Raw genomic sequence first — 21,538 nt, 5'->3', positions numbered from 1 at the left:
GCTGACTTCATTCCTGCTGCAAACGCTCTTCACTGTTGAACAGGTCGATGTCGTCCATGGTTATCCATTGATTGGCATAATTCAGATAAAATAGCCCAAATGCCGCGGTCGCCAGCAATGTGGTCAACATGATGACCCTGCCCGGTCGAAAATTGACTGGCGCACCGTCTGACTGGCCTTTGACCATCGCGGTATCTGTCTCGTGATGATTGCGTATCCCGATAGGCAAAATAATGAATGCCGAAATTACCCAGAACAGGACATAAATCGCGATAATGGAAGTCAGCTGCATCTGACTATGCCTCCAGAACCAATACCGAAACTATCGGCTTTTTCCCGGTCCATTCGGTCGCTGTACGACGCACAAGCAACCGCAATTCTTCTGAAAAGCGATTTATATCCCCGACCGGCTTTGAAAATTTCTTCGAGATTTCATCATAAATCTCATCCAGGAAATCTTCTTCATCCTCTTCGAGCGGAACACCTATAAGGCGCATGACCGGCTGCCCGGACAGTTTTCCTTTTTCATTCAACGCCACCGCGATCGATATGGTGCCATTATAAGCGATTTTCCGGCGTTCGTTCAGCGTTTTGCCGTCTGCGGTTACAATCACGTCACCATCAACCACCAGACGGCCTGTCCGTTCCTGGCCGATGACTTCAGGTTTGCCCGGCGCAAGCCTCACGACATCACCATTTTGTTGAAACACATTATGCGGAATTCCATGCGCTTCGCCAAAGCGCGCCTGTTCCTTCATATGCCGGATTTCTCCGTGAACCGGCACCAGTATTTCGGGACGGATCCAGTCATACATTTGCGCCAGCTCGGGACGACCTGGATGGCCGGATACATGAATATGCTCCTGACGATCAGTCACCATCACAATGCCCTTGGCAGCCAGTTGGTTTTGAATACGGCCAATTGCGATTTCATTGCCAGGGATCTGCTTGGAGGAGAAAAGGACATGGTCCCCTGCCGTCAGCTTGATCTTGTGCGTATCACCCGCAATCCGGCCAAGCGCCGCGCGCGATTCCCCCTGCCCGCCCGTTGCGACAATCATAATCTGATCGCGCGGCATATTCATCGCCTCTTCGAAATCGACAACCGGCGGGAAGTCTTTGAGATAGCCGGTTTCTCGAGAGTTTTCGATGATCCGGTCCAGTGAACGACCGGCGACACATAATGTGCGACCTGCCTGCTTCGCCACCTCGCCCAAAGTCTGCAATCGCGCGGCATTGGATGCGAAGGTCGTGACCAGGACGCGCGTGTCTATGCCTTTCACAACCCGCACAAGATTGCGCAAGACGTCCCCTTCCGATCCGGAAGCTTCGTTGTTGAATACATTGGTGGAATCGCAAACCATCGCCAACACACCAGCATCTCCGACTGCCGTTAATTCGGCAGGAGTAGCCGGTGTGCCCAGCAATGGTTCGTCATCCAGCTTCCAGTCACCGGTATGAAATATGTCACCGTGCGGCGTTTCGATAAGCAGTGCGTTTCCTTCCGCAATACTGTGCGCGATCGGCAAATAGCGGAAACCAAATGGCCCCAGTTCGAAACTGCCTTCATTGGGGATGATGTTCAGTTTTACATCATGTTCCAGTCCCGCCTCTTCGAGCTTGCGCCGGATCAGGCCTGCCGTGAAAGGAGTAGCATAAAGCGGAACATCCAGATCATTGGCAAGATACGGAATCGCGCCGATATGGTCTTCATGGCCATGAGTAAGAACGATGCCCAGCAGATCATCGCTGCGCTTTTCGATAAATTCGAGATCGGGTAAGATAAGGTCGATTCCGGGATAGCCGGAATCGGCAAAGGTCATGCCGAGATCGACCATTACCCATTTGCCATCACAGCCATAAAGGTTGACGTTCATTCCTATCTCCGCCGACCCGCCAAGGGCCAGGAAGAGAAGTTCGTTCTTTGATTTTGTCATGAAGCGTGAGTTGCTCGCTGGTAGAGGATCAAAAGACCCTGGAGTGTCAAATCGGACTCTAGAATGTCAAAAGCGTCCGTATGTTCGTCAAATAATATCGAAAGCCCGCCGGTAGCGACAACCTTTGTTGGGCGGCCAATCTGCTTTTTCGTGCGCTCCACCAAGCCTTCTATCATCGCTACATAGCCCCAGAATATGCCGATCAGCATCTGGCTTTCGGTTGTCGTGCCAATGACACTGTTATCTTCTGGCGCTTCCAGCGCAATGCGCGGGAGTTGTGCGGTTTTTCCGACCAGAGCATCAAGTGAAAGATTGATCCCGGGAGCGATGACACCGCCTTTATAGGCTCCGTCATAGTCTGCGACGTCAAAAGTGGTTGCAGTCCCGAAATCAATAATCACAATGTCCTGCTTGTATTTTTCGTGGGCGGCAATCACGTTAAGCACGCGATCAGCGCCAACGGTATCAGGCTGTGCAACATCGAGCGCTACGCCCCACGAAGCATCACCACGCCCCGCCACCATCGGCGAAACACCAAAATATTTTTCAGACAATACCGTCAGATTATGCAGCGCCCGCGGGACAACCGTTCCAATAATCACAGCGTCAATCGCGGACAGAGCCAGTCCTTCAAGTTCCAGCAGCTGTCGCAGCCAGACGACATATTCATCGGCAGTCCGCCGGGCATCCGTCGCAATGCGCCAGCGCGCTTTTATCGTATCGCCTTCAAACAATGCGAACACGACATTGGTATTCCCGGCATCTATCGCTAGCAACATGCTTGCACCTTTCCTCTAACCGATCTCGATATCACCGGCATGTATCTCGATAAGCGCTCCGTCAGGCTTTCTCAAGCATAGCGCACCGTCGTCTTTCAAACCGCTAAACTGGCCAGACAGTTTTGATCCGTCGGCAGTTGATGTTGTGACGATGCTTCCAACGGGATGAGCGCGCTTTGTCCACTGCTCCAGAATATGGGCTAGTCCTTTTGACCGCCATTGCTGCAACCAGTTTTCCATCGGTTCCACCAGAAACCCAAGCACCGCCGCCGCATCATTGGCGTTCTGATCGTTCACATCCTGGATCGAAATGGTTGCGCGTTCACCAATGTTCGGAGCAAACACGACATTTACTCCTATTCCCACCACAATGAAATTTCCCACACGCTCCAGTAAAATTCCACAGATTTTGGCGTTTTCGACCAGCACATCATTGGGCCATTTCAGGAGGATTGGAGTATCCCCCATCAATTGTGATTTCAGCATTTCATGCACTGCCAGCGAGACCACGAAACTCAATGTGTGCGGAGGCGGATCATCTGGTGCGATTTCAATCATGGTACTGCAATAGAGATTGCCTTTCGGGCTTTCCCATTTGCGTCCCAGACGCCCCACACCGCCACTCTGTTTTTCCGCGCGCAGCCACAGACCTGCCTGTCCGTCGCCGTTTAAAACGCGTGCTTTCAGGTCCGCATTGGTCGATGCGGTTTCAGCGACTGTTTCGATCCGGGTGGTCAGAATAAGGCCTGCGCCGCAGCAGCCGTCACAGGAGCCAGAGCCGGTATCGCAAGATAGCCCAGCGGTGAAACAGCCACAGCCATAAAAGCGATAAGACCATTCTCGGTCTTGTGTCCGGTTTGCGCAATCTCGTTGGCCGGATCATCGAAATAGATGATCTTGACCACTTTGATGTAATAAAAGGCGCCGATGACCGAAGCGGCAATACCAATGACCGCCAGCGGCAGCATGCCGGCGGCGACCGCTGCATCAAATACCAGAAACTTGCCCCAGAAGCCGAACAGCGGCGGAATGCCTGCCAAAGAAAACATGAAGACGGCAAAGGCTGCAGCCAGTCCGGGGCGCGTTCGGGAAAGGCCGGCCAGACTGGAGAGACTTTCCAGAGGCTTGCCATCTGCATCACGCATTTCCATTACGCAGATAAAGCTGCCCAATGTCATCAGCACGTAGATCACGAGGTAAAAGAGCATCGCGGAGATGCCCTGTGCGGTTCCCGCCGCCAGACCAATCAGCAGAAAACCAACATTGTTGATCGAACTGTACGCGAGAAGTCGCTTGATATTCTGTTGGCCGATGGCCGCAACTGCCCCAAGCACGATCGAGGCCAGTGCAACGAACACGATGATCTGCTGCCAAGTCGAAGTCTGTCCACCAAATGCATCGATAATCACGCGGACGGTCAAAGCGATTGCGGCAACTTTAGGCGCGCTGGCAAAGAACGCGGTAACCGGTGTCGGCGCGCCTTCATAAACATCGGGCGTCCACATGTGGAAGGGTACCGCACTGATCTTGAACGCGAGTCCGGCGAGTACCAGAACCACACCAATCAGCGGGCCAGTAGCCAGGTCGCCGGTGAGGGTGTCGCTGATAACCGAGAAGCTCGTCGATCCTGCGAAACCGTAGACCAGAGAAATCCCGAACAACAACATCCCGCTGGCCAGTGCGCCAAGTGCAAAATATTTCAGTCCGGCTTCTGCCGAGCGCACCTCGGTGCGAATGAAACTGGCCAATACATAAGCCGCCAGACTGTTAAGCTCCAGGCCAATATACAGCGTGAGCATATCCACAGCAGAGACCATGATGCCCATGCCAATGGCTGCAAACAGGATCAGTACCGGATATTCCGGGCGATATTCCCCGCCTGCCTTGAAAAAGCGCGGCGCAACCATCAGCGAAACAATCGCTGAAAAATAGATGAGAAGTTTCGCAAAACTGCCAAAGGCATCCATCCGGTACAGGCCTTCAAATGCGTCTGCGCCAAATTCATACGAAGGATTGAGCAGGAAATTCAGAGCTACCAAAGAAGAGCCGACCAGAGCCGAAACGGCCAATATAGTGATCAAACGTGCAGATTTGTTGCCGCCCCATGCTGCGATCAAAAGCAAAATCATGCTGCTGACCGATAGAATAATCTCGGGCAAAGTGAATATCAGGGAAAGTTTATAGTCCATCAGTGTGCTTCCCCGTGACCGGTTTCTTGTTGTCCCGTTGCTGCTTTCTCTGCGGTCATCTTCAGATGCGCGTCGCCTTCCGGTGCAGCGCGATCAATCCTGGCCACCAGTGTTCCGACGTCGCCGCGAATGGGAGCAAGGAAACTTTCCGGATACACGCCCATCCACAACACTGCGGCAGCAATTGGAGCCAACAACGCCATTTCGCGTTTCGACAGATCGGGCATGGCCTTGACATCTTCATGCACAAGTTCACCAAAAGCGACCCGGCGATAGAGATACAGCATGTAACCGGCACCCAAAATAATCCCGGTCGTCGCCACCAGGGTGACCCAGCTGTTGACCTTGTAAAGTCCGACCAGCGACAGGAATTCACCCACAAATCCGCTTGTGCCGGGCAATCCGACAGAAGCCATGGTGAACAGCATGAACAGGAGCGCATATTTCGGCATGTTTATCGAAAGACCGCCATATCGCGAGATTTCCCGTGTATGCAGCCGGTCATAAATCACGCCGACACACAGGAACAATGCACCCGATACCAGCCCATGGCTCAGCATAACGATAATCGCGCCTTCAATCCCTTGCCGATTGAACGCAAACAAGCCGAGGGTCACAATCGCCATATGGGCGACTGACGAATAGGCGATCAGCTTTTTCATGTCCTGCTGCACCAGTGCCACCAGCGAGGTATACACCACCGCGACCATCGACAAGCCGAAGATCAGCCAGATAAACTGTTCCGAGGCTTCCGGGAACATGGGTAACGAGAAACGCAGGAAGCCGTAGCCACCCATTTTCAATAGAACACCGGCGAGGATCACAGATCCGGCGGTCGGCGCCTGAACGTGCGCATCGGGCAGCCAAGTGTGAACCGGCCACATCGGCATCTTGACGGCAAAGCTGGCAAAGAAGGCGAGCCACAACCATGTTTGCGCGGAAGGATCGAAGTCATAGTTGAGCAACGTCGGAATGTCCGAAGTTCCTGCTTCCTGGACCATCCACAGCATGGCAATCAGCATCACAACCGAACCCAGCAACGTATAGAGGAAGAACTTGTAACTCGCGTAAATCCGGTTGGCCCCGCCCCAGATACCGATAATCAGATACATCGGGATCAGGCCTGCCTCGAACAAAATGTAGAACAGGAACAGATCCTGAGCGGCAAACACGCCGATCATCAGCACTTCCATGAACAGGAAAGCCGCCATATATTCGCCGACACGCTCCTGTATCGCTTCCCAGCTTGCGCCAATACAGATGGGCATCAGGAAGACCGTGAGCATGATCAGCATCATCGAAATGCCATCAATGCCAAGCGCCCAGGCGAAATTGCCAAACAACTCGGCACGTTCGACATATTGCCATTGCGGGCCGCCAATGTCGTAATTGATCCACAGCAATGCGCCCAACACGAACAACACCAACGTTGTAGCCAAAGCCAGCAACCGCGCGGCCTGGGCGTTCAGGAACAGACAGATAATCGCTGCCATCATGGGCAGTCCCATCATCAGAGACAGGATCGGGAAATCTAGCTGATTCATGCGCCGGCTCCCTTCACGATAACCCAGGTCGCCGCAGCGGCCAGTCCCAGCAGCATGACGAGCGCATAGGTATATAGGAAACCGCTCTGGAAGCGTTTGGCGACGCCGGCCCCGCTTGCGACCAGTCCGGCAATGCCATTGGGTCCAAAGCGGTCAATCGTGCCTTCATCGCCTTTTTTCCAGAACAGCCGTCCGAACCAGAATGCGGGCCGAACAAAGATCAGATCATAAAGCTCGTCAAAATACCATTTGTTGAAGAAGAACTGATATAATGGCTGGAATGTCGCGGCCAGACGTGCGGGGCGTTCGGTTCCGCGGAAGTACATGAAATAAGCTGTGGCGAGGCCTGTCAGCATCGCAGCAGTCGCAGAGAGTTTCACCCAAAGCGGCACTTCGTGCATCGCGTGCATCAATCCGGCATCATAGGCGATCGCGCCATTCCAGAAATTGCCGTCATCAATGAACGCGTGACTGAACACAAAGCCTGCAAAAACTGCGCCGATGGACAATAGTCCGAGTGGAATCAGCATCGAATACGGACTTTCATGGGGGTGATAACCACCGGTTGTATCTTCACCAGCCTGTTCGGGTGTTTTGTGAACGCTGTGCTGAATATGCTCGCTCTCGATCCAGCGCGGCTTGCCCCAGAACGTGAGAAACATAAGCCGCCAGCTGTAAAAGCTGGTCAGCAGCGCCGCGAGCACGCCAATGAAGAAGGCAAACTGCCCGACCTGGCTGCCTGACGCAAATGCCGCCTCGATAATAGCATCCTTGGAATGGAAACCGGCAAAACCTGCATGGAGCCAGTAAATCCCTACCCCGGTAATCGCCAGCGTTCCCGCCATCATGGCCCAGAATGTAATCGGAATTTCTTTTCGCAGGCCGCCATAATAACGCATGTCCTGTTCATGGTGCATTGCGTGGATGACCGAACCGGCACCGAGGAACAACAACGCCTTGAAGAAGGCGTGCGTGAACAGGTGGAACATAGCAACGTTATAGGCGCCGACCCCTGCAGCAAAGAACATGTAGCCGAGTTGTGAACAGGTAGAATAGGCAATCACGCGCTTGATATCGGTCTGAACCAGACCAACTGTCGCAGCAAATATAGCGGTACAGGCTCCAACAACCGTGACAACCGTCAGGGCAACATCACTGGTCTCAAACATGGGAGACAAACGGCAGACCATGAATACGCCTGCGGTGACCATCGTCGCGGCGTGAATAAGTGCAGAAACCGGCGTCGGGCCTTCCATCGCGTCTGGCAGCCAGGTGTGCAGGCCCAGTTGCGCAGACTTGCCCATCGCACCAATGAAGAGCAGCAGGCAAAGGATCGTCATTGTGTCCCAGCGCATGCCGGCAAAGGTGATTGTTGACCCGGCCATGGCTGGCGCTGCTTCCAGAATCTCGTTGATGGAAACAGTGCCAAACACCAGATACGTACCGAAAATGCCGAGCATGAAGCCGAGATCACCCACCCGGTTGACGACAAAGGCTTTGATCGCGGCGGCATTGGCTGATGGTTTCTTGAACCAGAAGCCGATGAGCAGATAGGACGCCAGCCCCACCCCTTCCCAGCCAAAGAACATCTGGACCAGATTGTCCGCCGTGACGAGCATCAACATCGCAAAGGTAAACAGCGACAAATAGGCGAAAAAGCGCGGTTGATCGGGGTCTTCATCCATATAGCCCCAGCTATAGAGATGGACCAGAGCCGATACTGTCGTCACCACAACCAGCATGACTGCGGTTAGCGTATCTACCCGCAATGCCCAATCGAAAGTCAGATCTCCCGACTGTATCCATTGCAACACGGGAACAACTTCCGGCGTGGCGGTTCCTGCGACATAGCTGATGAATATCGGCCAGCTGAGCGCACAGGAAAGGAAAAGCGCGCCGGTTGTGACCAGTTTCGCTGGCACATTGCCGATAATCCGGTTGCCAAAACCTGCAACAATTGCTGCCAGCAAAGGCAGGAAAACGATAAGCTGGATCGTCAAGTCCCTAACCCTTCATCTGGTTGACGTCATCAACGGCAATCGTGCCGCGCTGACGGAAATATATAACGAGAATGGCCAGACCGATTGCCGCCTCTCCAGCGGCTACGGTCAGCACGAACATGGCAAAAACCTGGCCGGTCATGTCACCCAGAAAGGCACTGAACGCCACCAGATTGAGGTTCACCGCAAGCAGGATCAACTCAATCGCCATCAGAATGATGATGATGTTTTTCCGGTTCAGGAAAATGCCCAGCATGCCCATGACGAACAGGATGGAACTGACCACCAGATAATGTTCTATGCCGATCATAGCTCGACCCCCTTGCCGATTTCAGGCTGTGTATTCCGCGTGGCATCTTCCGGGCGACGGTTCACCTGGGCGCTGATAACCTGTTTCCGTACGCCGCCTCGCTGACGATGGGTGAGGACAATGGCCCCCACCATGGCAACCAGCAGGACAAGCCCGGCTGCTTCAAACAAAAATACATATTTGGTATAGAGCAGTGTCCCGAGCGCTTCGATATTCGAAGGGCCGCCTGCGGGCAGGCCGATAACAGCATTGGCGTCGCCGGTTCCCGCTGAGCTCCATGCTCCTACGCCGAAGATGATTTCTGCCAGCAACACCAGGGCCAGCAACAAACCAAGTGGCAAGTTTTTCATGAAACCCGCACGTAACTCGGCAAAATCGATATCGAGCATCATCACTACAAACAGGAACAGTACGGCGACAGCGCCGACATAGACGATGATCAGCAAGGCCGCGATAAACTCTGCGCCGACCAGCAACATCAAACCCGCAGCATTGAAAAACGCGAGGATAAGCCACAAGACGCTGTGCACAGGGTTGCGCGCAAAGATGCAAAACGCAGCACTGGCGATCACAATCGATGCGAAGAGATAGAAAGCAAAAATCTGCATCTGTTTCGTTTTAACCCCCGATTGATCCGGTCAGCGCTCTAGCGATAAGGCGCATCAGCAGCAAGATTTGCTGCGATCGCCCTCTCCCATTTGTCGCCATTTTCCAACAGCTTCGATTTGTCGTAAATCAGTTCTTCCCGTGTTTCGGTCGAATATTCGAAATTCGGCCCTTCCACGATCGCATCTACCGGGCAGGCTTCCTGACAGAAACCGCAGTAAATGCATTTTGTCATATCGATATCGTAGCGCGTGGTGCGGCGTGAGCCATCATCGCGCGGTTCGGCTTCAATCGTAATCGCTTGCGCCGGACAAACCGCTTCACACAGCTTGCAGGCGATGCAGCGCTCTTCGCCATTGGGATAGCGGCGCAGCGCATGCTCACCTCGGAAACGCGGCGAAATCGGGTTTTTCTCGTAGGGATAGTTGATCGTCTTCTTCGCCTTGAAAAAATATTTCAGCGTCAACGCATGCGCTTTCAATATCTCCCACAAGGTGAAGGCTTTTATGACTTGAGTTACGGTCATAGTGGAAGTCCAAATTTTTCGATCATGACATATCCGCTCACCAGAACGACCCACAGCAGGCTGATCGGCAGGAATATTTTCCAACCCAGACGCATCAGTTGGTCATAGCGGTAACGCGGCACGGTGGCCCAGGCGAGGCTGAAGATAAAGAAGAACAGGAACATCTTGCCGAACATCCAGACGATACCCGGAATATCGAACCACGGGATCCAGTCGACGTCCAGCGGCGGCAACCAGCCACCCCAGAACAGCACGACGTTCAGACCGCACATCAAAAGAATGTTCGCATATTCGCCCAGCCAGAAAAGCGCGAAGCTCATCGACGAATATTCTGTCTGGTAACCGGCAACCAGTTCGCTTTCTGCTTCGGTCAAATCGAACGGCGCACGTGCGGTTTCTGCCATTGTGCTGATCAGGAACATGACGGCCATCGGGAACAGCAGCGGGTTCAGGCCATAGGCGTTCACAACGCCGAAAATATGCCCCTGCTGACTGGTGATGATATCCTGCAAATTAAACGTACCGGCCATCAGAACGACGCAAATCAGGATGAAGCCGATCGAGACTTCGTAGCTGATCATTTGTGCCGCTGCGCGCATCGCCGAGAAAAACGGATATTTGGAGTTACTGGCCCAGCCAGAGATAATCACACCGTAAATGCCCAGCGAACTGATGCCGAGAATATACAGAAGCCCGACGTTGATGTTCGCCAGCACCATATTTTCGTCAAACGGGAATACCGCCCAGGCCAGCAACGCCGCCGTGAACGTGATGATGGGCGCAAGCAGGAACAATCCCTTGTTGGCGCTTGAAGGAATGATGGTTTCCTGCAGGAATACTTTCAGTCCATCCGCAAAGCTCTGCAGCAATCCAAACGGACCCACGACATTGGGACCACGACGCAGCGCAACGGCAGCGATAACCTTGCGATCAAAATAAATAATCATCGCCACTGCGAGTAATAGCGGCAGCGCGATAAGCAGGATGAGAGCAAGCGTGGCGACAAGCCAGCCCGCTTCAAACCCGATAAGTGACTGGAACCATTCGGTCATTCCGCAGCCTCCATCACTTCATCATCGGCATGCAACAGTTCCGCGGAACAGCGCTGCATTGTCGCGCTCGCGCGGGCGATGCTGTTGGTCAGGTAGAAATCCTTAACCGGATGAACGCCCTGCCCCTTGGGTTTGTCTGGCAAACCGGTTGGCGGCGCCCAATCAAACGCAACCAGACCTTCATTGGCAAGTTCCGGATGATCCTTGCCCATTTTCGCGCGCAGGTCGGCAAAACTGTCAAATGGCAGCTTCTTGCCCACAACTTCGGAAAGCGCCCGAAAGATGCTCCAGTCTTCACGTGCATCACCCGGTGCAAAAATTGCCTTGTTCGAACGCTGAACGCGGCCTTCCAGGTTCACGTAAGTCCCGTCTTTTTCGGTATAGGCCGCTGCGGGAAGGATCACATCGGCTGCATGGGCCCCGGCATCACCATGATGACCGACATAAACCTTGAAGCTGTTTTCGAATGCAGAATAATCCATTTCGTCCGCACCCAGCGCAAAGAGCAGTTTGGGTTTTTTCGCCGCAATCGCCTTGATACCGCCGTCATAGGCATAGCCGAGCATCAGACCGCCCGTTCGCGACGCACCAATATGCAGCACGTTGAAGCCATTCCAGTCATCGCGCACCAGCTTGAATTGCTTGGCCAGTTTCAGTGCTGCGCCATGTGCGCCTTCGACGCTTAGCGCTCCACCACCCAGAACAAGCGCAGGCTTTTTCGCCTGCTCCAGTGCGTCTTTCACTGCATTCGGCAAATCGTTGAGCAGGCTCATGTCATTACCCAGCCACTCGACCGGATATGTTTGGTCTGCTTCCGGACCAATGCCGAACACTTTTGCGCCGCCCTTGCGCACCGCCTTGCGGATCCGGGTATTGACCAGTGATGCTTCCCAGCGCGGGTTGGTCGACACCAGCAGGATCACATCCGCATCTTCAATGCCGGCAATCGTGGAGTTGAAATTCACTGCAGCCAGACTGGAAACATCGTAGGACAGTCCGGTCTGACGTCCTTCCAGCATTTCCGATTTCATCGTTTTCAGCAGCTTCTTGGTGGCATACATGGTTTCGCAATCGACCAGGTCTCCGGCGATCGCCGCTACCGAGCTACCGGCCTTGACGGCTGCGATGGCTTCGAATGCTTCGTTCCAACCCACCGCTTCGAGCTTGCCGTTCCGGCGAATATATGGCTTGTCGAGGCGGCGCTTCATCAGGCCATCCACTGCATGACGGGTCTTGTCCGTTGCCCATTCTTCATTCACGTCATCATTGACCCGTGGCAAAGCGCGCAGCACTTCACGGCCACGGCTGTCGATGCGGATATTGGTGCCGACACCGTCCATTACGTCAATGCCCAGCGTCTTGGTCAGTTCCCATGGCCGCGCTTCAAACGCATAAGGCTTGCTGGTCAGTGCACCGACGGGACACAGATCGACAACATTCCCGGAAAGCTCACTGTGCACCGCCTGTTCGAGATAGGATGTGATCTGCATCCCCTCGCCCCGACCAATCGCGCCAATTTCCTCGACACCAGCCACTTCTTCGGAAAAGCGAACGCAGCGTGTGCAGTGAATACAGCGGGTCATCTGTGTCTTGACCACAGGTCCCATATATTTTTCGGTGACCGCACGCTTGTTTTCTTCGTAGCGCGAACCACCTTTGCCATAGGCCATCGCCTGATCCTGCAAGTCGCATTCGCCGCCCTGATCACAAATCGGACAATCCAGCGGATGGTTGATGAGGAGAAACTCCATCACCCCTTCACGGGCCTTTTTGACCATTTCGCTATCGGTACGAATTTCCTGACCCTCGGCAGCGGGTAGCGCACAGCTCGCCTGTGGCTTGGGCGGGCCGGGCTTGACCTCGACAAGACACATCCGGCAATTGCCGGCGATACTCAGGCGTTCGTGATAACAAAAACGCGGGATTTCCTTGCCCGCAAGCTCGGCGGCCTGCAGCACGGTTGCGCCCTGTGGAACTTCGAGTTCAACGCCATCTACGGTGACTTTAGGCATTAGTTTCGCGCCTCCAACATTTCTTGATGCTGATGGATCGAGCGGAACAAGCCATAGGCCAGAATGGCGCGCAATGAGGTCTTGTCAAATTTGACCTCGAGCCCATCCGTAACACACGGACCCAATAGCCGCACAATTGACTTTATCGCGTCAGATTCAGCGGAAGTATCAGGCACAGTCTTCACAAGATTATATACTTCATTGCGTCCTGACTGAGAGAGACACCTTCCGAACATTTCATTAGCATTGCGCGGCTTCATTACGTCTTGTTGCCAATCAAGTTCAGTCAATTTGGACAAAGCCGCAACATTCTTTTCATTATATTTTCTGAGCAGAAAAAATTCTGCGAATGCACCAACGGTCGGGCCGGTGGAAATACGATACTCAATATCCTTAGCCAGACTGCATCGATCATCATATTCGACTTTATTGAAGATTTTATCGAGTGACTTTGTTTGTTCGGCACTCATGTACCGGAGCTCAAGCGTCTTCATCGCGCGCGCGCGATGACTTTCAGCTTTACACCGCATCATCGCATTCAATCCGGCGCGAGCGGATTTTTGACGCAAAGGGTCATGGAAACCAGTCATGCCTTCGCGCGATCGATCAATACGAGATCCGATTTCCGGCTGCGCAAAAGCCGCGGATGACGATGCAAACACAAGCACCGCCAAAGAAACAATCAATGCATCAAAAATTTTCATTCCGCAGCCTCCAGCACTTCCGCGCCTTTATTCTCATTAATCCGCCGCTCCATCTCGGGACGGAAATGGCGGATCAGGCCCTGGATTGGCCAGGCAGCGGCATCGCCGAGCGCGCAGATGGTGTGACCTTCCACCTGCTTGGTGACTTCGTAGAGCGTATCAATATCTGCAATTTCAGCATTGCCATCACGCATTTTTTCCATGACACGCCACATCCAGCCCGTGCCTTCACGGCAAGGTGTACACTGGCCGCAGCTTTCATGTTTGTAGAAATAGGCGAGTCTTGAAATCGCGCGGACAATGTCGGTGGATTTATCCATCACGATCACGGCTGCGGTTCCAAGACCAGAGCCCAGATCCTTCAGACCGTCAAAGTCCATCGGCGCATCCATGATCTGCTCGGCCGGCACCAGCGGAACCGAAGACCCGCCAGGAATAACCGCCAGCAGATTATCCCAGCCACCGGTTATCCCGCCGCAATGCTTTTCGATCATATCTTTGAACGGGATCGACATCGCTTCTTCAAACACCGCTGGCTTGTCGACATGGCCGGAAACCTGAAACAGCTTCGTACCGTGATTGCCTTCGCGTCCAAAACCGGCAAACCAGCTCGCACCGCGTCGCATGATGGTTGGAATCACTGCAATTGACTCGACATTATTCACTGTCGTCGGACAGCCATAGAGGCCCGCACCGGCAGGAAATGGTGGTTTCAGACGCGGCTGACCCTTCTTGCCTTCGAGACTTTCAATCATCGCGGTTTCTTCGCCGCAAATATAAGCGCCCGCACCGCGGTGGACGAAGACGTCGAAATCATATCCGGATTTGGCTGCGTTCTTGCCAATAAGTCCTGCGTCATAGGCTTCTGCAACGGCAGCCTCCATGACCTTGGCTTCCATGATATATTCGCCGCGTATGTAAATGTAAGCCGCGCGGGCTCTCATCGCAAAACCGGCAATCAGCGCGCCTTCGATCAGCTTGTGCGGGTCATTACGCAGGATTTCACGGTCTTTGCAGCTACCCGGCTCGGATTCATCGGCATTGATCACCAGAAAACTCGGACGACCATCGGGAGATTCTTTGGGCATGAACGACCATTTCAGGCCGGTTGGAAATCCTGCACCGCCGCGACCGCGCAAACCAGACGCCTTTATCTCTTCGATAATCTTGTCATTGCCCAGCTTGAGAATATCAGCGGTCTTGTCCCAGTCGCCGCGCTGTTGCGACGCCTTCAGGTCATAAGACTGAAAACCATAGACATTGGTGAAGATGCGATCTTTGTCCTGCAGGAAATCAAAGCCCATTACTTTTTCCTCCCGCGGCCCCAGATACCGCCAATGACACCAATGGCGACCACGGCGACAGCAACCCAACCTGCATATCCGTCAAGAAACATGGCATCACCACTCCTTCCGGTAATCGTGATTGGCGTCGACCATTTCCTTGAGGTTGGTCGGACCGCCCTCTGCTTCGCTGGTCTTGCGGCCAATTTGCGAACCGACCGGAACAGTTTTGTCTGCCGCAAGGTCTTCCAGAATGCGGGTCATGATATCGTAATCGAGATCTTCGTAATTATCGTCGTTGATCTGAACCATCGGCGCGTTGGAGCAATTGCCCATGCATTCGACCTCAGTCAGCGTGAACAGCCCATCCGGCGTGGTTTTGCCCTTGGCCATGCCCTTGTTCTTGCACGCCGCCATGACGTCATCCGAACCGCGCAGCATACAGGGCGTCGTACCGCAAACCTGCACATGATAGCGGCCAACCGGCACCAGATTATACATGGTGTAGAATGTCGCCACTTCGTAAGCCCGCATATAGGGCATATCGAGATAGGCTGCGACATATTCGATCACCGGAACCGGCAGCCAGCCTTGGGTTTTCGTGTCCGCACCGACCTGTCGCTGCGCCAGATCAAGCAATGCCATCACCGCCGATTTCTGGCGACCATCAGGATATTTCGCAATCTGCCACTTGGCGAGCTTTTCGTTCGCAGGCGTGAATTTGAAATCACCCCATTTGGCGCGCGTTTCGGTTTCGTCTGGTGGGGTTGGAGTATCAGCCATTATCTATCGCACTCCCCGAACACAATGTCGATCGCGCCCAAAATAGCTGTGGCATCGGGCAGCATGTGGCCTTTGGTCATGAAATCCATGGCCTGAAGGTGGCTAAAGGCCGTGGGCCGGATTTTGCAGCGATAGGGTTTGTTCGAACCATCACTCACCAGAAAAACGCCAAATTCGCCCTTGGGACTTTCGGTCGCGACATAGACTTCACCGGCGGGCACGTGGAAGCCTTCGGTGTAGAGCTTGAAGTGATGGATCAGCGCTTCCATCGACTGCTTCATCTCGCCGCGCTTGGGCGGAACGATTTTGCGGTCGGTGCTGGCGACAGGACCATCGGGCATTTCATTCAGACATTGCCGCATGATCCGCGCGCTTTGACGCACTTCCTCAACCCGCACCATGAACCGGTCATAGCAATCACCCCGCGTACCAACCGGAACATCAAATTCCATCCGGTCATAAACATCATAGGGTTGAGATTTCCGGAGATCCCAGGCAACACCGCTGCCGCGCAATACCGGGCCGGAAAAGCCCCAGCGCACAGCATCGTCTTTCGACACTGTCGCGATATCGACATTGCGTTGCTTGAAAATCCGGTTGTCGATCACGAGGCTCATGGCATCGTTAAACAGCTTCGGAAACTCATCCAGCCAGTCTGCAATATCGGTCAGCAACTTGAGCGGCACATCCTGATGGACGCCGCCGGGTCGGAACCACGCGCTGTGCATCCGGGCGCCGCTCGCCCGCTCAAAAAATTCCAGACATTGTTCGCGAATTTCAAATACCCAGATATTGGGTGTCATCGCACCAACATCCATGACGTGCGCGCCGATATTGAGCATATGATTGCAGATGCGCGTCAGCTCGGCAAACAATACCCGCAGATATTGCCCGCGAAGTGGCACTTCCAGATCGAGCAGCTTCTCGATTGCCAGCACATAGCTATATTCCATTGCCAGCGGCGAACAGTAATCCAGCCGGTCGAAATAGGGCAAAGCCTGCAAATAAGTCTTGTGCTCAATCAGCTTTTCGGTGCCGCGGTGCAACAAGCCGACATGCGGATCAACGCGTTCGACAATCTCACCATCGAGCTCCATGACCATCCGCAAGACGCCGTGCGCCGCAGGATGCTGGGGGCCAAAGTTAATCGTGAAATTCTCAATCGCGGTATCGCCCACCGTGGGATCGGCGGCGTCCGTAATACCCGCGACTTCGTCAAGATAATCAGCCATTATTTGGCCCCCTTTGCATCGGGCTTATCTTCGGACTCTTCACTCTTCTCGTCACCAGGAAGAATGTAATCCGCCCCTTCCCAGGGTGACATGAAATCAAAGCTCCGAAAGTCCTGCGCCAGCTTGACCGGCTCATAGACAACCCGTTTGGCTTCCTCGGAATAGCGCATCTCGACATAGCCGGTGAGCGGAAAATCCTTGCGGAACGGATGCCCCTGGAAACCATAGTCGGTCAATATGCGGCGCAAGTCGGTATTGCCATCGAACAGCACGCCGTACATGTCGAACACTTCGCGCTCGAGCCAGCCTGCCACTTCCCAGATATGAGTGACCGTCGGCAGCGGCGTGTCTTCGTTCGTTGTAACCTTGACGCGAATGCGGTGATTTTTGGTCAGGCTCAGCAGATGATAACAAACCTCGAACCGCTCTGGTCGCTCCGGATAGTCCACGCCGGCAATTTCAACCAGCTGCTGATATTCATGCTTGTCGCGCAATTTGGTCAGCACGGCCGGCAATTTTTTGCGATCAACTGTAAAACTGATTTCGTCAAAAGCTTCGACCGTGTCCAGTACAGCTGCGCCAATCGATTTGGCCAGCGCATCAGCAACGCCTTCGTTGCTGGAAATAGCAGGTGCTCCGTGTCCCATCCTAGCGCTCTAACGTCCCGATGCGGCGGATTTTCCGCTGCAACTGCATAACACCGTAAAGCAAGGCTTCGGCGGTGGGAGGGCATCCGGGAACATAAATGTCCACCGGCACGATGCGATCACATCCGCGCACAACGGAATAGCTGTAATGATAATAACCGCCACCATTGGCACAGCTGCCCATCGAGATCACATATTTCGGATCAGACATCTGGTCATAAACCTTGCGCAAGGCCGGCGCCATTTTGTTGCACAATGTTCCTGCCACGATCATCACGTCCGACTGACGCGGACTGGCCCGCGGTGCGGCACCAAAACGCTCCATGTCATAGCGCGGCATGTTGACGTGAATCATTTCAACAGCGCAGCAAGCCAGGCCGAATGTCATCCACCACAATGAGCCAGTGCGAGCCCACTGGAACAATTCTTCCGTCGACGTGACGAGGAAACCCTTGTCATTTACTTCACTGTTCAGGTCCTTGAAAAAGCCCTCATCCGGAGGCGTATCGCCGCGCATGGGCGTACCATCCGCATTGAGAATTGCCGAACCGGGCGTGTTTGCCTCTATTCCCATTCCAGCGCTCCCATTTTCCATTCGTAGATGAAACCAACCGTCAGGATGAACAGGAAGACCATCATGCTGATCCAGCCGGTCCATCCGGTTTGATCCAGCGAAACGGCCCAAGGAAAGAGATAGGCAGCTTCCAGATCAAAAATGATAAATAGGATCGCTACGAGATAAAAGCGTACGTCAAACTGGCTTCTTGAATCTTCGAACGCCGGAAAACCACATTCATATTCGGACAGTTTTTCTGCATTGGGGTTGTGTGTTCCCGTGAGCCGCGAAACACCCATCGGCAGAAAAACGAAGACACAGGAAAGAACAAGGGCAACCGCCAGAAAAAGCAGTATCGGCGCATATTCGGATAGATCGACCAAAACAGACTCGCTTCGCTAGGAATATGCGCCGCTTTTAGGGACAGGCTGGTCATGCCGCAAGGATGAAATGGCCTATTTTCGAGCCATTTTGAGGCCGTTGCGGAATCAGAGCAGGGACTTGGCCAAAATCTTGTGCAATTTGCTGTGCAGGGCATCATTGGATGCCAGGATTTCGCGCTGTCCGATGGGCTCGTTTCCGCCGGTATAATCGGTCACGAAACCGCCGGCTTCCCGCACCATCAATATGCCGGCTGCGACATCCCAAACCTGCAGATCTGCTTCGAAAAAGCCGTCATAACGTCCGGCAGCCAACCAGGCGAGATCGAGCGAAGCGGCACCGAAACGGCGGACACCGGCAACTTTGGGAGCCAGTGCACCAAAGATACGCGACCATTCTGCGAGATCACCATGTCCATGAAAGGGTATGCCAGTAGCAATGATCGCTTCCGAAAGATCGCGACGGGCCGAGACACGCAAGCGCTTTTCGCCCAACCAGGCGCCTTTGTCCATTTCTGCCCACCAAGTTTGATCCGACACCGGTTCATAAATCAAACCGCTGGTAATCTTGCCCCAGCCAATGCCATCCAGAGCCCGCTCCTGTACCGCGATGGAAATCGCAAAATGCGGCATGCCGTGCAAAAAATTGGTAGTGCCATCGAGCGGATCGACGATCCAGCGGGGCTTACCTTCCTCGCCTTCGATCATGCCACCTTCTTCGAGCACGAACCCCCACCCCGGACGAACTTTCAGCAGCTCATCATAGAGAATGCGCTCGGATCGCATATCCGCTTTGAAAACAAAATCGGCGGGTCCCTTTTTCGAAACCTGCAAATGCTCGACCTCGCCAAAATCCCGGCGCAATCGGGCACCGGCCTTGCGAGCGGCGCGCTCCATAACTGTGATCAATGCGGAATGTGCTGGCATTTTTTCTTGTCTCCCCCCTCCTGTTTACGGGAGGGGCCGGGGGTGGGTCTATAAAATTTCAAAGAGCGGGTGGGAGAAACAACAACTCTCCAGCCCTGTACCTCCCACTCGCGGGAGGGGGATTCAACTATACCTTGCCAACATATTCCCGGGCATACACATCAACAATGATCCGTGTTCCTGCCGAAATAAACGGAGGCACCATCACCCGCACGCCATTGTCGAGAACCGCAGGCTTGTAACTTGAAGATGCTGTCTGGCCTTTGACGACGCCGTCTGCTTCCACAATTTCAGCTTCGATCTGATCGGGCAACTGCACCGAAATCGGCTTTTCTTCATATAGCTCCAGCTGAACATCCATGCCGTCTTGCAGAAATTCGACAGCTTCACCCAGCAAGTCGGCCGGTAATGTGATCTGTTCGTAATTTTCTTTGTCCATGAAGGTCAGCATGTCATCGTCGGCAAAAAGATATTGAAATGTCTTTGTGTCGAGGCGCACTTTTTCAACGGTGTCAGCGGAACGGAACCGAACATTGGTTTTACGTCCATCGACGAGATTCTTCATCTCGACCTGCATGTACGCTCCGCCTTTACCGGGCTGCGTATGCTGAATCTTGGCGACCTTCCAGAGACCGTTTTCATAATCCAGAATGTTGCCGGGACGAATATCCACACCGCTAATTTTCATGAGCTGTCTCTCTTGAACGAATGGTTGATTGAGCGGCGCTGTATAACGATGCCCCGAAATAGGCAAGACAATAGGCGAGACAAAGAGAAAGCGAAAAACTCACATATCCCCTCCCCTGAGTCCGATCCGTACAATACGCCGCGAATACCACAGCATATTCAGAGGGTATGGATCAGGCAGAACTTTCAAGACCAGCGCCGTCAAACAGGCACGCAGCCGAAGACAGCGATGACGCTGGTGAAATCAGCAGCATCGCGGCCGGGCTGTTCGGCTATTCCATCCAAAAGGGTGAGAGATGCTCGTTCAAGCCGGCAGCGGGCTATTTAAGGGAAATCGAGCAGTTTCGCCATTTCTCACCACCACCCAGCAACCGGTTCGTCGCCCAATATATCGAATCCAATATCGACAAGCGCTGACAGCTTCTCCGACACCGCGTTCTGAACGCGTGTGTCATTTTTATACAATACCGCTTGTGCATATTCCCCGATTAACCAAACATGGAAGAAATAGTGTGGGGCGTTCCGGCTGAAATAATCAGTCCTGGAAGCACAGGTTATCATGGAACGTTGGCAGCCGGTCTTTTTGGACGGGCAGCACTGAGCCGGCGAATACGGGCTTTTAATCCGACAAACGGTTACATCAGGGAACTTGAGCAAATGCCAAATTTTGCGTTTCCGACTATCGAAAAATTTATGCGCAACTATTTACAATCCAACGCGCTGCTTCTCGAATCCTGAGCACCTGAGAATCAGGCCTTGTTCAATTGCTCGTAAAAATCTCTGACAGCACGTCCCGGTCCCCTTGGGTCATTCCAGACCGCACTGCTTACCGCCAGAAAATCTGCTCCTGACTTGACCAGCGGCGGGCAGTTTTCCGGGGTAATACCGCCAATTGCCACACAAGGAATTTCCATCATGGTCGACCACCACTTGAGAATATCGGGATCAGGCCGATATAACGTTTCCTTGGTCTGGGTCGCAAAAAAAGCTCCAAAAGCCACATAATTGGCGCCGCCTTCGCCAGCTTCCATCGCCAGGTGGCGGCTGTCATGACAGGTAATGCCAATCTGGACGTCATCACCCAGTTCGGCGCGCGCCTGCTTTAACGGCATATCCCCCTGTCCCAGGTGCAATCCACTGGCACCAAGCTCTTTGGCCAGGACAACATTGTCATTCACGACAAATGCGACATCATGTGCATCGCAAATCGCTTTTAGCGGTTCAGCCAGTGATATGGCCTGGTCCGTTTCCAGATCTTTTACCCGGAACTGGAACGCGGCGACCGGTCCCGCGTCAAGCGCAGACTGCAGTTGACCGGGAAATGATCCGCCAACATCTGGTGGAGAAATCAGATAGAGCTGACAGGAAGGCGTATCGTCCACGC

Annotated in this window: 22 protein-coding genes and 1 pseudogene; 1 reads left to right on the top strand and 22 read right to left on the bottom strand. The window is 53.7% G+C overall.

Annotation, left to right across the window (positions count from 1 at the left end; all coding sequences use genetic code 11):
* Positions 1-7: 7 nt before the first annotated feature.
* From ABJI30_RS12225 to efp, 21 genes and pseudogenes are all read right to left on the bottom strand, one after another.
* Complete coding sequence (locus ABJI30_RS12225; protein WP_348016970.1) at positions 8-292, bottom strand: DUF1467 family protein; 285 nt, start codon at positions 290-292, stop codon at positions 8-10.
* Positions 293-296: 4 nt separating this feature from the next.
* Positions 297-1,937 carry a ribonuclease J gene (locus ABJI30_RS12220; protein ID WP_348016969.1) on the bottom strand — a complete coding sequence of 547 codons (1,641 nt, stop codon included), beginning with the start codon at positions 1,935-1,937 and terminating at the stop codon, positions 297-299.
* Positions 1,934-2,716 carry a type III pantothenate kinase gene (locus ABJI30_RS12215; RefSeq protein ID WP_348016968.1) on the bottom strand — a complete coding sequence of 261 codons (783 nt, stop codon included), beginning with the start codon at positions 2,714-2,716 and terminating at the stop codon, positions 1,934-1,936. The genes ABJI30_RS12220 and ABJI30_RS12215 overlap by 4 nt, the downstream gene beginning before the upstream one ends.
* A 15-nt stretch (positions 2,717-2,731) precedes the next feature.
* On the bottom strand, positions 2,732-3,442 hold the full coding sequence (locus ABJI30_RS12210; RefSeq protein WP_348017816.1) for a biotin--[acetyl-CoA-carboxylase] ligase: 711 nt from the start codon (positions 3,440-3,442) through the stop codon (positions 2,732-2,734).
* An 8-nt stretch (positions 3,443-3,450) separates the two neighbouring features.
* Complete coding sequence (gene nuoN / locus ABJI30_RS12205; RefSeq protein WP_348016967.1) at positions 3,451-4,905, bottom strand: NADH-quinone oxidoreductase subunit NuoN; 1,455 nt, start codon at positions 4,903-4,905, stop codon at positions 3,451-3,453.
* Positions 4,905-6,449 (bottom strand): NADH-quinone oxidoreductase subunit M, encoded by a 1,545-nt coding sequence (locus tag ABJI30_RS12200; RefSeq protein ID WP_348016966.1) that lies wholly within the window; start codon positions 6,447-6,449, stop codon positions 4,905-4,907. The genes nuoN and ABJI30_RS12200 overlap by 1 nt, the downstream gene beginning before the upstream one ends.
* The gene (gene nuoL / locus ABJI30_RS12195; protein ID WP_348016965.1) at positions 6,446-8,449 is read right to left on the bottom strand and encodes an NADH-quinone oxidoreductase subunit L; all 2,004 of its coding nucleotides are present in this window, start codon (positions 8,447-8,449) and stop codon (positions 6,446-6,448) included. Before nuoL ends, ABJI30_RS12200 begins: the two co-directional genes overlap by 4 nt.
* A 4-nt stretch (positions 8,450-8,453) precedes the next feature.
* A complete protein-coding gene (gene nuoK, locus ABJI30_RS12190; RefSeq protein WP_348016964.1) occupies positions 8,454-8,759 on the bottom strand; it encodes an NADH-quinone oxidoreductase subunit NuoK in 306 nt (101 codons plus the stop codon).
* Complete coding sequence (locus tag ABJI30_RS12185) at positions 8,756-9,367, bottom strand: NADH-quinone oxidoreductase subunit J (protein WP_348016963.1); 612 nt, start codon at positions 9,365-9,367, stop codon at positions 8,756-8,758. The genes nuoK and ABJI30_RS12185 overlap by 4 nt, the downstream gene beginning before the upstream one ends.
* 38 nt (positions 9,368-9,405) lie before the next feature.
* The gene (gene nuoI, locus ABJI30_RS12180; protein WP_348016962.1) at positions 9,406-9,891 is read right to left on the bottom strand and encodes an NADH-quinone oxidoreductase subunit NuoI; all 486 of its coding nucleotides are present in this window, start codon (positions 9,889-9,891) and stop codon (positions 9,406-9,408) included.
* Positions 9,888-10,943 carry an NADH-quinone oxidoreductase subunit NuoH gene (gene nuoH, locus ABJI30_RS12175; protein WP_348016961.1) on the bottom strand — a complete coding sequence of 352 codons (1,056 nt, stop codon included), beginning with the start codon at positions 10,941-10,943 and terminating at the stop codon, positions 9,888-9,890. The genes nuoI and nuoH overlap by 4 nt, the downstream gene beginning before the upstream one ends.
* A complete protein-coding gene (gene nuoG, locus ABJI30_RS12170; protein WP_348016960.1) occupies positions 10,940-12,955 on the bottom strand; it encodes an NADH-quinone oxidoreductase subunit NuoG in 2,016 nt (671 codons plus the stop codon). Before nuoG ends, nuoH begins: the two co-directional genes overlap by 4 nt.
* Positions 12,955-13,659 carry a hypothetical protein gene (locus tag ABJI30_RS12165; RefSeq protein ID WP_348016959.1) on the bottom strand — a complete coding sequence of 235 codons (705 nt, stop codon included), beginning with the start codon at positions 13,657-13,659 and terminating at the stop codon, positions 12,955-12,957. Before ABJI30_RS12165 ends, nuoG begins: the two co-directional genes overlap by 1 nt.
* The gene (gene nuoF / locus ABJI30_RS12160) at positions 13,656-14,963 is read right to left on the bottom strand and encodes an NADH-quinone oxidoreductase subunit NuoF (RefSeq protein ID WP_348016958.1); all 1,308 of its coding nucleotides are present in this window, start codon (positions 14,961-14,963) and stop codon (positions 13,656-13,658) included. The genes ABJI30_RS12165 and nuoF overlap by 4 nt, the downstream gene beginning before the upstream one ends.
* A gap of 96 nt (positions 14,964-15,059) precedes the next feature.
* Complete coding sequence (locus tag ABJI30_RS12155; RefSeq protein WP_348016957.1) at positions 15,060-15,725, bottom strand: NAD(P)H-dependent oxidoreductase subunit E; 666 nt, start codon at positions 15,723-15,725, stop codon at positions 15,060-15,062.
* Positions 15,725-16,957, bottom strand: coding sequence for an NADH-quinone oxidoreductase subunit D (locus ABJI30_RS12150; RefSeq protein ID WP_348016956.1), 1,233 nt, complete (start codon positions 16,955-16,957; stop codon positions 15,725-15,727). The genes ABJI30_RS12155 and ABJI30_RS12150 overlap by 1 nt, the downstream gene beginning before the upstream one ends.
* Before the next feature lie 41 nt (positions 16,958-16,998).
* A pseudogene (locus ABJI30_RS12145) lies at positions 16,999-17,604 on the bottom strand (NADH-quinone oxidoreductase subunit C); the annotation flags it as partial.
* A 1-nt stretch (position 17,605) separates the two neighbouring features.
* A complete protein-coding gene (locus ABJI30_RS12140) occupies positions 17,606-18,121 on the bottom strand; it encodes an NADH-quinone oxidoreductase subunit B family protein (RefSeq protein ID WP_348017815.1) in 516 nt (171 codons plus the stop codon).
* 47 nt (positions 18,122-18,168) lie between these two features.
* Entirely contained in the window at positions 18,169-18,543 is a 375-nt protein-coding gene (gene ndhC, locus ABJI30_RS12135; protein WP_348016955.1) for an NADH-quinone oxidoreductase subunit A, read from the bottom strand.
* A gap of 105 nt (positions 18,544-18,648) precedes the next feature.
* Complete coding sequence (locus tag ABJI30_RS12130; RefSeq protein WP_348016954.1) at positions 18,649-19,467, bottom strand: inositol monophosphatase family protein; 819 nt, start codon at positions 19,465-19,467, stop codon at positions 18,649-18,651.
* Positions 19,468-19,594: 127 nt separating this feature from the next.
* A complete protein-coding gene (efp, locus tag ABJI30_RS12125) occupies positions 19,595-20,155 on the bottom strand; it encodes an elongation factor P (protein ID WP_348016953.1) in 561 nt (186 codons plus the stop codon).
* A 167-nt stretch (positions 20,156-20,322) separates the two neighbouring features.
* Here efp and ABJI30_RS12120 point away from each other — a divergent pair, with 167 nt between their 5' ends.
* Complete coding sequence (locus ABJI30_RS12120) at positions 20,323-20,571, top strand: hypothetical protein (RefSeq protein WP_348016952.1); 249 nt, start codon at positions 20,323-20,325, stop codon at positions 20,569-20,571.
* A 332-nt stretch (positions 20,572-20,903) separates the two neighbouring features.
* On the opposite strand, the gene thiE is transcribed toward ABJI30_RS12120, so the two are convergent.
* A complete protein-coding gene (gene thiE / locus ABJI30_RS12115; protein WP_348016951.1) occupies positions 20,904-21,536 on the bottom strand; it encodes a thiamine phosphate synthase in 633 nt (210 codons plus the stop codon).
* Positions 21,537-21,538: the final 2 nt, after the last annotated feature.

The sequence above is a fragment of the Parasphingorhabdus sp. genome, assembly GCF_039968395.1.
Lineage (GTDB): Bacteria > Pseudomonadota > Alphaproteobacteria > Sphingomonadales > Sphingomonadaceae > Parasphingorhabdus.
This window is presented reverse-complemented; position numbering and strand designations above follow the sequence as displayed.

Excerpts from the sequence above, each read along its gene's own strand:
- ABJI30_RS12225 (WP_348016970.1), bottom strand. The coding sequence starts at position 292 with ATGCAGCTGACTTCCATTATCGCGATTTATGTCCTGTTCTGGGTAATT.
- ABJI30_RS12220 (WP_348016969.1), bottom strand. The coding sequence starts at position 1,937 with ATGACAAAATCAAAGAACGAACTTCTCTTCCTGGCCCTTGGCGGGTCG.
- ABJI30_RS12215 (WP_348016968.1), bottom strand. The coding sequence starts at position 2,716 with ATGTTGCTAGCGATAGATGCCGGGAATACCAATGTCGTGTTCGCATTG.
- nuoN (WP_348016967.1), bottom strand. The coding sequence starts at position 4,905 with ATGGACTATAAACTTTCCCTGATATTCACTTTGCCCGAGATTATTCTA.
- ABJI30_RS12200 (WP_348016966.1), bottom strand. The coding sequence starts at position 6,449 with ATGAATCAGCTAGATTTCCCGATCCTGTCTCTGATGATGGGACTGCCC.
- nuoK (WP_348016964.1), bottom strand. The coding sequence starts at position 8,759 with ATGATCGGCATAGAACATTATCTGGTGGTCAGTTCCATCCTGTTCGTC.
- ABJI30_RS12185 (WP_348016963.1), bottom strand. The coding sequence starts at position 9,367 with ATGCAGATTTTTGCTTTCTATCTCTTCGCATCGATTGTGATCGCCAGT.
- nuoI (WP_348016962.1), bottom strand. The coding sequence starts at position 9,891 with ATGACCGTAACTCAAGTCATAAAAGCCTTCACCTTGTGGGAGATATTG.
- nuoH (WP_348016961.1), bottom strand. The coding sequence starts at position 10,943 with ATGACCGAATGGTTCCAGTCACTTATCGGGTTTGAAGCGGGCTGGCTT.
- nuoG (WP_348016960.1), bottom strand. The coding sequence starts at position 12,955 with ATGCCTAAAGTCACCGTAGATGGCGTTGAACTCGAAGTTCCACAGGGC.
- ABJI30_RS12165 (WP_348016959.1), bottom strand. The coding sequence starts at position 13,659 with ATGAAAATTTTTGATGCATTGATTGTTTCTTTGGCGGTGCTTGTGTTT.
- nuoF (WP_348016958.1), bottom strand. The coding sequence starts at position 14,963 with ATGGGCTTTGATTTCCTGCAGGACAAAGATCGCATCTTCACCAATGTC.
- ABJI30_RS12155 (WP_348016957.1), bottom strand. The coding sequence starts at position 15,725 with ATGGCTGATACTCCAACCCCACCAGACGAAACCGAAACGCGCGCCAAA.
- ABJI30_RS12150 (WP_348016956.1), bottom strand. The coding sequence starts at position 16,957 with ATGGCTGATTATCTTGACGAAGTCGCGGGTATTACGGACGCCGCCGAT.
- ABJI30_RS12140 (WP_348017815.1), bottom strand. The coding sequence starts at position 18,121 with ATGCGCGGCGATACGCCTCCGGATGAGGGCTTTTTCAAGGACCTGAAC.
- ABJI30_RS12130 (WP_348016954.1), bottom strand. The coding sequence starts at position 19,467 with ATGCCAGCACATTCCGCATTGATCACAGTTATGGAGCGCGCCGCTCGC.
- efp (WP_348016953.1), bottom strand. The coding sequence starts at position 20,155 with ATGAAAATTAGCGGTGTGGATATTCGTCCCGGCAACATTCTGGATTAT.
- ABJI30_RS12120 (WP_348016952.1), top strand. The coding sequence starts at position 20,323 with ATGGATCAGGCAGAACTTTCAAGACCAGCGCCGTCAAACAGGCACGCA.